This window comes from Aquimarina acroporae (assembly GCF_023195925.1).
GTDB lineage: Bacteria > Bacteroidota > Bacteroidia > Flavobacteriales > Flavobacteriaceae > Aquimarina > Aquimarina acroporae.
Map to the genome: position 1 here is coordinate 625843 of NZ_JALPRE010000001.1, position 13523 is coordinate 639365.

11 protein-coding genes are annotated in these 13523 nt (G+C 33.3%); 7 read left to right on the forward strand and 4 right to left on the reverse strand.

Annotated elements, in window-relative coordinates; translation table 11 throughout:
* The first annotated feature begins 123 nt into the window (after positions 1 to 123).
* The 5 genes from M0D21_RS03150 to M0D21_RS03170 all read left to right on the forward strand — a co-directional run bounded on the left by M0D21_RS03150 (position 124) and on the right by M0D21_RS03170 (position 3956).
* Entirely contained in the window at positions 124 to 672 is a 549-nt protein-coding gene (locus tag M0D21_RS03150) for an RNA polymerase sigma factor (protein WP_248326838.1), read from the forward strand.
* On the forward strand, positions 669 to 1232 hold the full coding sequence (locus M0D21_RS03155) for a hypothetical protein (protein ID WP_248326839.1): 564 nt from the start codon (positions 669 to 671) through the stop codon (positions 1230 to 1232). Before M0D21_RS03150 ends, M0D21_RS03155 begins: the two co-directional genes overlap by 4 nt.
* A complete protein-coding gene (locus tag M0D21_RS03160; protein ID WP_248326840.1) occupies positions 1213 to 2304 on the forward strand; it encodes a DUF4097 family beta strand repeat-containing protein in 1092 nt (363 codons plus the stop codon). The genes M0D21_RS03155 and M0D21_RS03160 overlap by 20 nt, the downstream gene beginning before the upstream one ends.
* Before the next feature lie 27 nt (positions 2305 to 2331).
* A complete protein-coding gene (locus M0D21_RS03165) occupies positions 2332 to 3066 on the forward strand; it encodes a head GIN domain-containing protein (protein ID WP_248326842.1) in 735 nt (244 codons plus the stop codon).
* 152 nt (positions 3067 to 3218) lie between these two features.
* Positions 3219 to 3956 (forward strand): tyrosine-protein phosphatase, encoded by a 738-nt coding sequence (locus M0D21_RS03170; RefSeq protein ID WP_248326844.1) that lies wholly within the window; start codon positions 3219 to 3221, stop codon positions 3954 to 3956.
* On the opposite strand, the gene M0D21_RS03175 is transcribed toward M0D21_RS03170, so the two are convergent.
* The 4 genes from M0D21_RS03175 to M0D21_RS03190 all read right to left on the reverse strand — a co-directional run bounded on the left by M0D21_RS03175 (position 3957) and on the right by M0D21_RS03190 (position 10285).
* The gene (locus M0D21_RS03175; RefSeq protein ID WP_248326845.1) at positions 3957 to 6302 is read right to left on the reverse strand and encodes a GumC family protein; all 2346 of its coding nucleotides are present in this window, start codon (positions 6300 to 6302) and stop codon (positions 3957 to 3959) included.
* A 12-nt stretch (positions 6303 to 6314) separates the two neighbouring features.
* Complete coding sequence (locus tag M0D21_RS03180) at positions 6315 to 7106, reverse strand: polysaccharide biosynthesis/export family protein (protein WP_248326847.1); 792 nt, start codon at positions 7104 to 7106, stop codon at positions 6315 to 6317.
* Positions 7107 to 7226: 120 nt separating this feature from the next.
* The gene (locus M0D21_RS03185) at positions 7227 to 9155 is read right to left on the reverse strand and encodes a polysaccharide biosynthesis protein (RefSeq protein WP_248326848.1); all 1929 of its coding nucleotides are present in this window, start codon (positions 9153 to 9155) and stop codon (positions 7227 to 7229) included.
* A complete protein-coding gene (locus M0D21_RS03190; protein ID WP_248326850.1) occupies positions 9152 to 10285 on the reverse strand; it encodes a DegT/DnrJ/EryC1/StrS family aminotransferase in 1134 nt (377 codons plus the stop codon). Before M0D21_RS03190 ends, M0D21_RS03185 begins: the two co-directional genes overlap by 4 nt.
* 815 nt (positions 10286 to 11100) lie before the next feature.
* Between M0D21_RS03190 and M0D21_RS03195 the strand changes: the two genes are divergently transcribed.
* Together M0D21_RS03195 and M0D21_RS03200 are read left to right on the forward strand one after the other, a co-directional pair.
* Positions 11101 to 12552, forward strand: a complete 1452-nt coding sequence (locus M0D21_RS03195) for an MBOAT family O-acyltransferase (protein WP_248326852.1) — start codon at positions 11101 to 11103, stop codon at positions 12550 to 12552.
* A gap of 4 nt (positions 12553 to 12556) precedes the next feature.
* On the forward strand, positions 12557 to 13522 hold the full coding sequence (locus M0D21_RS03200; protein WP_248326854.1) for a hypothetical protein: 966 nt from the start codon (positions 12557 to 12559) through the stop codon (positions 13520 to 13522).
* Position 13523: the final 1 nt, after the last annotated feature.

The window sequence follows — 13523 nt, forward strand, 5'->3', positions numbered from 1 at the left end:
CAAGGATATTACATGATTACTACTATTTATATTTCAATTGTTATGCCAGAACTTTTAAAAAAAATATTCTAAAACTGTAACAAAGGGTATCGATTCTTATCTTTAGGTAAAAGTAATTTAATATTGTCACTAACCCAACTAAATACAGAACAGTTAATCGCAAGATGTCGTAAACAGGATCAAAATGCGCAACTTGAGATTTACAATCGCTATTACAAAGCTATGTATAATGCTTCATTAAGAATCATTAAAGATACGGCCGAGGCTGAAGATATTATGCAAGAAGCTTTTTTAACAGCATTCACAAAACTCTCGATGCTGGAGGATGACAGAATGTTTGGTCCGTGGTTAAAGAAAATAGTGATTAATTCTAGTATTTCGGCATCAAGAAAGAATGATAGTCATCGTGAAGTTACTTTGGAAACAGTTGAATATGCTCTTACAGACCAAGAAGGAATTGTAGAAGATGATTTAACAACAATTAAAGCAAACACGGTATTAAGTACACTAAAACAACTAAAAGACAGCTATAGCACTGCATTATCATTACATCTTATAGAAGGCTATGATTATGAAGAGATCTGTCAAATTATGAATATATCATATTCAAATTGTCGTACACTTGTTTCGCGCGCAAAAGAAAGTTTACGAAAAAAATTACAACCGGTATGAATGAGGATAATATAGAAAAGTTATTTGAACGAATGAAAGGCAAGATGGACATACAAGAGCCTTCTCTGGATCATAAAGCTAAGTTTTTAGAAAAGCTTCAGAGACAAAATGGTGTTGTTCAAATTTCATCAAGAAAAAGAAGGTGGCCCAAAATTATGGCTATTGCGGCATCGGTTGCTATCCTTTTAGGAATTGCAACAACAGCCAAAATCTTGAATACAGAATCTGAAACAGCAGAATTGGCAAGTATTTCTCCACAAATGGAAGAAACACAAGGCTTTTTCACCTCGGCCATACAATCACAACTGGAAGAAATTAATAAAGTTTCTTCTCATGAAACCGACGTGTTAGTAAACGATGCTTTAGAACTTTTAAAAAAGCTAGAATCGGATTACGAAAACCTGAAGAAAGACCTTGTTCGTAGTGGAAATGATAAACGAGTAATCAGCGCTATGATCAAAAACTTTCAAAAACGTGCAAATTTACTTGAAGAAGTTTTGCAAAAAATTAATGAAATCAACGAATTAAAATTATCTCAAAATGAAAGCTCTATACTCTAAAATCCTTTTATTCATTTTTATTCCCTTACTGGCTGTTGCCAATAATGGAGAACTTAAAGGAAAGTACACCAAAGAAAAAAATCTAAAGAAAGAATTTTCAGTAAATGCTAATGCCCTTTTAAAAATTAGCAATGACTACGGAAACCTTGATATTACCGCGTGGAACGAAAACCGGGTAGTAATGGAAATCACCATCAAAGTAAGCGGTAATAACGAAGAAAAGGTTATTAAAAAACTAGAATCGATCGATGTTGAATTCGATGCCTCATCCCAAATGGTAAGTGCAAAAACGGTATTTAACAAAGGAGATAAATCCTGGTGGGATAAATGGACCAGCGGATGGGGAAATAACCTGAACATGAAAATTAATTACAAAGTAAAAGTACCCGTAACCAATAATGTAGACTTCAATAATGATTATGGAAGTATTACTTTGGATAAAATAGAAGGAGACGCTAAAATTAATTGCGATTATGGGCAAATTATTATTGGAGAGCTTATGGGTAGTAGCAATTACATTAATATAGATTATACCAACAATAGCTCTATAAGATACATGAAAACCGGTAAAATAAATGCAGATTATTCTGATTTTGAAGTTGGAGATAGCGATCGTATTGAACTAAATGCAGATTATACGCAATCCAAATTTAAATCGGTAAAAAGTTTAAGCTACAACTGTGATTACGGAGGTATTAGAATAGAAAGAGGTGGAAAAGTCTCTGGAAACTCCGATTATGTAGATACAAAAATAGGTTCGATAGATAGAGAACTAAATATAGAATCTGATTATGGATCTATTGTAGTTGAATCTTTACAACCATCGGTTAAAAGCGTAAGTATAGATACCGATTATACAGGTATTTCTCTAGGGTACGCAAGTGGATGTAATTTTGATTTTACATTCAAATCTTCCTACGGTGGAATCAAAGTTGATGATGGAGTTACTATACAGAAAAAGTACGTAAAAGATTCTAAAAAAGAATACCAGGGGCATGTAGGGCAACCTAATAGCGGAAACACAATAAATATCTATTCTAGCTATGGTAGCGTTAAACTAAGAAAAAATTAAAACACTAATCTTTATAAATTCAATCAAATGAGAACAGCAACAATAATTTTAAGCATTGCATTGTGCAGTATTACTTCACTACAAGCACAATGGTGGGGAAATGGAAAAAAAGTGAATGGGAATGGTAACATGACCACAAAAGAGAGAAACGTGTCAGATTATGATGAGATTAAGGTAAAAGGAAGCTTAGACGTTTCTTTAATATCTGGAACCGAAGGCAAGTTATCGCTTGAAGGAGAAAGTAATCTACTTGATCATATTGTAACAGAAGTTGAAGGAGATGCCTTAAAGATATATGTAGAAAAAGGATATTACCTTAAACCGTCGAGAGGAAAGAAATTGATAGTTACCGTTCCTTTTAAAGACATCAGTAAAGTAACGTTAGCTGGTTCTGGAGATGTGTATAGCGACGATACCATTAAGGCTACCAATTTTAAAACAGGTGTATCGGGTTCTGGAGATGTTAAACTGATAGTAGATGCTCAAAGTACCGAAGGATATGTAACAGGAAGCGGAGATCTGGTTTTAAGCGGTTCTTCTAATAATTTTGAATGTAGTGTTACCGGATCTGGTGATCTTTCAGCATATAGATTAAGTGCCAAAGAAGTTGATGCATCGGTTACAGGATCTGGCGATCTTCAAGTAACAGCAACATCTTCTATAAAAGCAAGAGTTACAGGGTCAGGAGATATTTACTATAAAGGAAACCCTGAAATTGAAGATAAAAAAGTGTCTGGATCTGGAGATATTTCGAGACAATAAACTTTCATATTCACTAATTGCAAAAACTGTTTAAGAGTATATCGTACCTTAAACAGTTTTTTTTAATGTATAATAATCTTTATTTTTACATCAAATTATTTATCTAGTTATAAATGGTTTAGTAAAAAAATTCACCCCAAATAACCGTTGTATTGCTATTTTTATCAAAAAAAGAAGTTCCTTTTAAGGAAATTGTTCCTAAAGGCTATGTAGATATCCACTCTCATTTACTACCTGGTATTGATGATGGTGTACAAACGGTATATCAATCTGCTTACATTCTTGAACAATTCTCTAAATCTGGTATTAAAAAAGTAATCACTACTCCACATGTTTTGCAGGATGTTTGGCCAAACACTACAGATACTATTACCAGAATACATTCAGATTTACTGCCGGTACTTAAAACTCTTGATATTACCGAACTCGAATTCAAAGCAAGTGCTGAATATATGATGGACGACCTTTTTTATCAAAGGGTAAAAGAAAAAGATATTATCGCTTTACATGACAATTATATCCTTGTTGAAATGTCGACTTTTAGTGCCCCAATGAATCTTACAGAGATTTTATTTGAAATCAAATTAGCAGGATACATTCCTATTTTGGCGCATCCCGAGCGATATACTTTTTATAAAAATGATCTTAAAAAGTATGAAGAATTAAAAGAATCAGGTTTCTTATTTCAACTTAATCTTTTATCCTTATCTGGGTACTACGGTGAAGCTATTCGAGGTTTTTCATTAAAACTGATCAATCACAACCTTATAGACTTCACAGGTTCAGACGTTCATAATTACCAACAATTGAATGTTTTGGAAAAAGGGTTCTCTCCTAAGGTTGCTCAAAAAGCGCAGGCAATAATGAAAAACAATGCTGTTTTTTCTTAATTAGTTCTTTTTACCGTATCCGTATCCATAATTATACCCTGCCTGACTACCGGCTGCATTTAACAATACGGCAATATTTGGTAATCTCTTTTCTCTATAGAAGTTCTCCGGAACTTGTAATATCCTCTTATCTGAGTAGTTTTCTCTAACAATATAAATACTTAAGTCTGAGAATTTACTAATTAAAAGTGTATCAGCAACCAGACTAACTGGTGCAGTATCTACAATAACATAATCATAATTAGATTCTAAATACTCAAACATTGCTCTCACCTTGTCTTGCATCAATAGTTCTGCAGGGTTTGGCGGAATAGCACCAGAGGGTACATAATCAAAAGATGCTTCATCTTTTTGAGTATACACCACATCTTCAGGCTTCAATTCATCGTTCATAATGAAATTGGTCAATCCTCGTGTATCCTTTCCATTAGGAAGCTCTACCAGTTTATGAAACTTAGGGTCACGTAAATCTGTACCTAGATATACCACTTTCTTACCTGAAATAGATAGCGCCTTGGCAAGATTTGTAGAAATCATAGTTTTACCTTCTCCCGATATGGTAGAGGTTACAAAAATCACCTTACCAGTAGATTTATTAATACCCGCCATTAAGAAATCTAAGTTGGTTCTCAGAATCCTAAATGCCTCGGCTATACCAGATCTATCATTTTGAGAAATAACTAATTTGTTCTTTCCTTTTACTTTAGGAATAGAACCTATAATCGGCATTGAAAGTGCCTTTTCAAGATCTTCTCTTGAATTAATCTTAACGTTTAATAGATCAGATAGGTAAATAATCATAAACGGAATCGCCAATCCTAAAAACAAAGCTCCCGCATAAATCATTTTCTTGTTTGGAGATACAGGATAAGAACTTAAAGTCGTAGCCTTATCGATTACCCTTGCATTAGAAAGTGTAATATGACTAGTAATTTCTGCTTCTTCACGTTTTTGTAATAAGTATAAATACAGCTGCTCCTTAATGGTTTGCTCTCTTTCTATTACTCTTAAATCTTTTTGTCGAATTGGAGCGTTATACAACTTACCACTAAAATATTGATCTTGAGTTCTTAAACTTTTTAATCTAATATTGATAGAGCTTCTTAAACTATTTAAACTCCCAATCAATACCTGACGTAAACCGTCTATTTGCTGATCAATATTTACCACCACAGGGTTTTGAGCACTAGAGGTTTTTAACAATCTCTTTCGTTGAAGAATTAAAGCATTATATCTTGAAACAGTAGTAGTTATTGTTGCGTCACTAAAACCAAGATTAGCAGGTATGAGATCATATCTCCCCTCTTGACTAAGAACAAATCTACGCATCGACTCTATTAAACTTAATTCGGTATTAAGCTGTGCTATTTCCTGAACATTTCTTGAGTCGATATCTGCTACCCTTTGAGTTTGTGCCTCTACATCGTTGGTCAAACCAAACTTTGATTTATACCCCGCTGCTTCATCATCTACCTGAGATAGATCACCAGAAATCAAATCGAGTCTCTCATTAATAAAATTCGCAGTTCTTGCCGAAATTTGTTTTTTGTTTTCTATCGTCGCCTTGTTATATTCTTCGACGAGATTATTAATGATATCCTTCGCCTTTTCTTTAACCGGATCATTAAGCGCTAATCTCACAATGGACGAATTCTTAACTGGTACAATAGCGATTCTGTTCCTGTATGCTTCTGTTACAAATCTTACAGGACTTATTTGAATCTTTATGATCTTTCCTTTATTTGTTTCGATATTATCTACGCTAGGTGTGATCACTACATCTCCAATGGTACTACTCACTGTATTCCCGAAAGCATGATCGCTCAGCACATTTCCTTTTTCGTCTAGAAAAGAAAAAGAGGTCGCAGAATTAATTTTTACATGAAAAACCTTGGATTTTGAATGAACAATAGTATCGTCTGCCAGAAAATTGATCTCTATCAGGGATTTTGGATAGTTTTCTATTTCTAAAATTCTACCCTCAGAAAAATATCGAACATTGAGCTTGAGATTATTAACTACGTTTGTAATCAAAGTTCTTGATCTCATTATTTGAATTTCATTCTCAACACTATTTTGAGAACTTTGTGTTAACCCAAGATCCTTAAACGCTGCAAGTTCAGATTCTCCAATACTTTCTTCCTGGGAGATCATAATCGCCGAAGAAACGTTGTATTGCGGTATTGTATATCGTATTTTCAAGTAAGCTCCTGCGACAAATAGAATCACACTTAACGCAAACCAGTACCATTTTTTAAGATACTTAACAATTTGATCACGAAGATTAAAACCAAATCCGCTGGTAACATCAAACGTATTGTCTGTAGGTGTATTATTAGATATCATAGCGTGTGGGGATTATCGTAGTATCAAAGAAACAGCAGATAACGCAACTCCAAATACACTTAGGATAATACCTAGGGTATTATTATTTGTCTTAGATGTTCTCACTTTAGAATCATTTGGTTCTATATAAAGAACATCATTTTGGGCCAAATAATATACTGGGGACTCAAAAATTTCTTTAGAAGTAAGATCTACTCTGTGATATGTATTAACTCCGTCATTTTCTCGAATCACCATCACATTTTTTCTTTTTCCCTTAATAGTCATATCTCCTGCCATACCTAAAGCCTCAATAATGGTCACACGTTCATTGGGCACAGTATATGAACCTGGACTTACCACTTCACCAAGCACGGTTATTTTAAAATTCTTGAGTCGAACACTTACGATAGGGTCATTAATATATACCTTAAGTTTCTCCTTTATCATTTCTTTTACCTGAATTCTGGTAAGACCCGCTAACTTCAGTTTCCCTAATACAGGAAAATCTATGTTTCCAGTCTCATCTATAAGGTAAGTTGGCTCGCTTGCTCCTGTTCCTCCTCCTGTACCAGCTCCATTCTCTCCCCCAATAGCACTTATTGAAGACCCTTGACCCAAATTAAAGGGTCTGGCAGCATCCATATCGCCAGCAGAAACGAATATACTTACAATATCATCTACTTTGAATACCGGTGTAAATGAACTCTTAGAGTTTATTTTTTCTAGGTTTGCAGAATTTTGAAAGTAAACTACATCCTCTGGGGCTTTACATGAAAAAATTGAAATAATTAAAAGGGGCAATAACAAAAATCTACATCGCATATCTATTCTTCTTTTAAAGTAGGTCTTGGTGTGAAACACAAAAATAAAACTTTATTTAATTTGGCAATACATAATCTACATGATTACAGTATTGCCAAAATAAAGTTTTCTAAATTGAAACTAAGCTAAAACACTTTGTTTCTTTTTTGATGTTTCTTTGTTTATCTTATCAATACTTTCGAATGTAGAATTATTTGAAATGTATTCCGGTACAATTTCTTTTAGTTTCCCTACTATCTGATGGTCCTGATTTAATAAATTCATAATACAAAGATCATCAATTTTGTCTTTCACCAATCCACAATCACTATCGTCAAATTTGCTGATCATAATTTTTTTATGATACGTTGGCAGCGTATTTTCTGTATCTGCCAATAATTCTTCGTATAACTTCTCTCCTGGTCTCAAACCAGTAATTTTTATATCGATATCATTAGGATATTGCAGACCTGATAATCGTATCATCTTTTTAGCCAGATCAAATATTTTTACAGACTCTCCCATATCAAAAATAAAAATCTCTCCTCCGTTACCCATGGTACCAGCTTCTATTACCAATTGAGATGCTTCAGGGATGGTCATAAAGAATCTGGTAACATCTTTATGCGTTACCGTTAATGGTCCTCCTTTTTGAATCTGCTTCTTAAATAAAGGAATTACAGAACCGTTAGACCCAAGAACATTCCCAAATCTTGTTGTAATAAACTTAGTTTTACTAGTCTTATGAAGACATTTAATATACATCTCTGCAACACGTTTAGTTGCCCCCATCACATTTGTTGGATTAACTGCTTTATCTGTTGACACAAATACAAATTTGTCAACTCCAAATTCAGAAGACAAATCTGCTAATTTCCTAGTACCCAAAACATTAATCTTTATAGCCTCACATGGGTTCGATTCCATTAATGGAACATGCTTATATGCTGCCGCATGAAAAACCATATTAGGTCTATGTTTTTCGAAAATCATCTCCATTCTTTGGTGATCTCTAATATCTGCAACGATTGGAGTAAACTTAGTTATTCCTTTACTCAAAAGTTCCTGCTGCAAATCATACAAAGGAGATTCTGCTTGATCTACCAGTATTAAATTCTTATAACCATAATATGAGGCCTGTCGAACAATCTCACTACCGATTGAACCTGCGGCTCCGGTAATCATTATTACTTTTCCTTTAAGTTCTTCTTTTATATTCTGATTATTCATATTTATTGGAGCTCTATCCAATAAATCTTCTATCTGTATTTCTTTAATTTGAGAAACCTTAAGCTTACCATCTATCCAGTCATTAACCGCAGGAATAATCTTAACTTTTACAGATAGCTTCAGTAACTCATCAGATATCTCAGATAATCTCTTCTTACTAATATGCGGAATAGATACTACTATTTCCTGAATGTTGTTCTTATTTATAAAACTCTGCGTTAAAGATTTCGATGAAATCACTTTAATTCCATTAATAGTTTTACCTATTTTTTGGGTGTTATCATCTACAAACCCTACTACAGAAAGAGATCTACTTGAATCATTGGTAATCGCAGCCAAGGTAATTAAACCTGAGTCTCCAGCTCCATAGATTAAAATTCTAGAGGTCTCACCTATTTTAGATTTCACATAGTAAAAGCAATATTTAAATATTAAACGACTTGTAGTAAGAGATATAATATTTAAAAGATAATGTATGCAAATAATAGAAACTGGAATATTCAGAAGCTCTGGCATTAAAGAAAGTCTACTAGACACCATCAAAAACCCAGTTAGAGCAATAAGTACAGTAACAGACAAAAATAAGTTATAAGCATCTCTCATTCCTGTGTGTCGTACCACTCCTTTATAAGAACCTATAAGCAGAAAGCTTAAAGTGGCCAATCCAGCTACGATTGGTATTTGATACAACATATTAGATATATCGAAATTAAGCGTAATACCAAATCTGATTACATAAGCCAGAAAGAAATTAAAAATGGTTATTGCCACGTCGATACCTAACACCAGCCATCTGGAAGCGTGCTTATGTGAATTGTTTATGAGGTAATTTTTTATCATCGCAATACATTTTTAATTATTGATACTACCTTTTTTAAATCATCTTCTTCCAAATTTGAACCACTTGGTAAACAAAGACCGCGGTCAAATAAATCTGCTGATACTCCATTTAAGTATGCAGCGCAATCAGCAAAAACTGGTTGTTGGTGCATTGGTTTCCAAAGAGGTCTTGATTCGATATTAACTTCTGCAAGAGACAAACGAATCTCTTCTCGTAACTCATATGACGTTGTTTCAATGCAACTAAGCCATCGATTAGAAAACATTCCCGTCGGTTCTTCTAAAAACTTTATTTCCGACGAAGATTCTAGGTGATTTTTGTAAAAATCAAAATTTCTTCTTCTATAGCCAACATGAGTATCTAAAACTTCCATTTGTCCTCTTCCTATACCTGCTGTTATGTTACTCATTCTATAATTGTATCCAATTTCAGAATGTTCATAATGAGGAGCATTATCCCTAGCTTGCGTAGCAAGAAAAATAGTTTTTTGCTTTACGTCCTTATTTTTGGTTACCAAAGCTCCTCCTCCTGAAGTAGTAATAATTTTATTCCCATTAAAAGACAAAATGGAAATATCTCCAAATGTTCCACATTTAACCCCATGATAAGAACTTCCAAGGGCTTCTGCACTATCTTCTAATACTGGTATTTTATATTCTGAAGCTATACTATGTACTGCTTCCACATTATAAGGCATACCATATAAGTGTACAGCTACAATTGCTTTTGGCTTTATTCCTTTTGAAATTCTATCTTTAATTGCAATTTCTAATTGCTCCGGGCAGAGATTCCATGTTTCTCTCTCACTATCTATAAAAACTGGCTTAGCACCAAGATATACAATTGGATTTGCTGAAGCCGCAAAAGTCATACTCTGACATAAAACTTCATCTCCTTGAGAAACTCCTAATAACTTTAAACCTAAGTGTAATGCTGCAGTACCTGAACCAAGGGCAGCAACGTGAGATTCGCCTCCTAAATATCCTTCGAGATCTTTTTCAAAACCATCTACGTTGGGTCCCAAAGGTGCAACCCAATTAGTTTCAAAAGCCTCCTTGACGTAATTTTGCTCTGATCCACCCATATGCGGTGAAGAAAGCCATATTCTTTTTGAATCAATTACATTCATATTCTCCCATTAATAATGAACAAATAATTCTACTAAGATTAAAGAAAAACTCTTTAATCCTTAACTTTTTCATGACAATCTAAAAAACGCTGGAAGAGGGGGGTAGAACTTCCTTCTAAATTTATTTTCCAACGCTAAAATAGTCTAGATAGATCAATTTTCAACTTAAAAAGTTGTTTTTTAGACAGAATACCCAAAAACTCGTTTAACGGTAATCATTACCTTACTAGCTTACTTACAATACGTTAATCCCGTAAGAAAAATAGGATAGTTTTATTGTTTTTCACAAGTAATTATATCCCAAGAACAACTTTTATCATTGTATTATCTGTTCAACTTACATTTTATGTTTACTTAAAACTATATATCCCCCGATACATATTTCTAAATTAATTACAAGTAATAATACTTTATATACCAATAACTAACTTCATATTCCTAAACAAAAAAGTACTTTTTAGATACAGTGCAATAAATATCGTTTATCTGTATATACTTTTCTTAAGAGTTAAATTATCCTACACAAGATGCATTACAATAAACCTAAATTGCATTTCTTTTGTTGGCACAATAATACTGTGTAGTACTATAATTTCATATAGTTTAAAACCTAAATCTGATAGGGGGTTTTTCCCTGGAACAATAAATATCAACCCCACTTAACTGCTGAATTTCATAGATTTTATTTTTTTTCAATATAAATTTTGGTTTATCTAATTAATTGTATAAAATTTACCGCTTCAAAAAATGAAAGGGTCTTATTTAAAACCCATTCTTAAACTCCCCGAATTTTATAATTTATAATAGATCACTAAATGTTATTTAATTCTTTAGAGTTTTTCTTATTTCTACCTGTAGTATTTATTCTCTATTGGTTTCCATTTTACAAGAAAATTAAAATTCAAAATTTATTCTTACTCTTAGCGAGCTATGTTTTTTATGGTTTATGGGACTGGAGGTTTTTATTTTTGATTTTAGCCAGTACACTCGTAGACTTCTTTGTTGGTCAAGTTATATATAGCAGCGTATCAGACAAAAAAAGAAAAACATGGCTATGGGTGAGTGTTATTTTTAATATAAGTCTTTTAGGATTCTTTAAATATTACAACTTCTTTATTACTTCATGGGTAGATTTTCTTTCTGCAATGGGCTATGACTTGCAAAGCACCTGGACTTTACAAATCATATTGCCGGTGGGGATATCTTTTTATACATTTCAAACCATGTCTTATTCATTGGATATTTACTACAAAAGACTCACTCCTACCAAAGACTTTATATCCTTTGCTACTTTTGTGTCCTTTTTTCCACAATTGGTAGCAGGACCTATTGAAAGAGCATCAAATTTACTTTCTCAAATTACTTCCAAACGAGTATATAGCTATACCCAATGTACAGATGGACTGAAATTAATTTTATGGGGACTCTTCAAAAAGGTTGTAATTGCAGATTCGATTGCTCCTATTGTGGATGATATTTTTGCTAACTACAGCACTTATCCTGCATCTACACTTATTTTGGGGGTATCTCTATTCAGTTTTCAAGTTTATGGGGATTTCAGTGGGTATTCAGACATTGCTATCGGAACAGCCAAAATGTTTGGCATAGAACTTATGTCTAACTTCAAGTTTCCTACCTTTTCAAGAAATGTAGCCGAATATTGGCAACGCTGGCATGTGTCATTATCCACCTGGTTTAGACATTATGTGTATATCCCTCTGGGTGGAAGCAGGGTAAGTAAACTAAAATCTGTACGTAACATTATAATTATATTTCTGGTAAGCGGTTTTTGGCATGGTGCAAACTGGACTTTCATAGCTTGGGGAGTTTTACATGCTATTTTATATATTCCGGTTTTCCTGATGGGAAGAAATCGTATTTACATGAATAATGTGGTAGCAGAAAACAGATGGTTCCCTTCTTTAACCGAAATATTACAAATTTCACTCACATTTTCTTTAGTTACTTTTTCTAGAGTATTTTTTAGATCTGAATCTATCACAGATGCCTTCGCATTTCTACAGCAAATATTCTCAAATTTTACTTTTGAGACCTACCAACACCCAATGGGATATCGTATGATCGATTATTTTATCCTTCTGGTAGCTTTCACCTGTTACGAATTTAGAATACGCAGAGATGAACGTGCTCCATTTAAATTTAAATCAAAGTATGTACGTTTTGCTGCATATACTTTAGTAATTTTAGCTATGCTGTTGTTTTATGATGATAATATAGATCGATCGTTTATCTACTTCCAATTCTAAAAAAATGCGAAAACTAATTCTTAAAAGTGGCTTATATGTTTTTCTTATTCTCTTGGGATTAGAAGGCTTAGTTCGTCTATTTCATTTAGGAAAAGATACTCCTACTCGATTCCTAGACGAACACAAGGTCGAAAAATGGGTTCCTAATCAAAATGGATTTTCGGTAACCGGAAACAGAAGACAGAATTTTTCTGAGTTTAGAATCAACAATTCTGGGTTTAACTCTTATCGAGAATTTACTCCTACCAAGGATAACGAAGAAATTGCCTTGGTAGGTGATTCATTCATAGAAGGATTTCATCAGAATTACTATAATTCTATTGGAAAAAAAATCGAAAATATGCTGCCTAACATAGAAGTTTATGAGTACGGGTATGCAGGTTATGACTTCGCAGATCAACTACACCTTATCCATTCTTACAAAGAGCAGTTTGACCTTATCGATCACGTTATTCTTGGCATAAAGTTTTCCAATGATCTAACCCGAAATGAATATCAAGTAGTAGCTGGACGTTTGGCTTTAGAATCTACCACAAATAGGATGCTTAAAAAAAGTAAATTACTGGTGTATTGTAAAAATATTGGGATTCTAGATCCTCCACAAAAGTTGATGTATAAAACATTGAATTTGCTTCGGCCAAAAACCACTCCGAAAAAGCTTAGTGAAGCAGAAATTGAGAAAACAAAGAAGGAAAAAGAAAATAAATTTCTTGAAAACTTTGAGAGTCTTATCTCAAAATATGGATATGACAAAAATCGTTTCACATTACTTTTAGATGCAGGTAAGACAAGTCCATTATTCATGAACTATCTAAAAGAGAATAATTTTACTTATATAGATTTTTCTGAACCTTTTAAAGCTTCTAATCGCTCTACTACATTAATTTATGATAGACATTGGAACAATCATGGAAGAGAACTCATTGCCAAGGAAATAGTAACATATATCCAAAAAAAGAAAGCTCAATAGC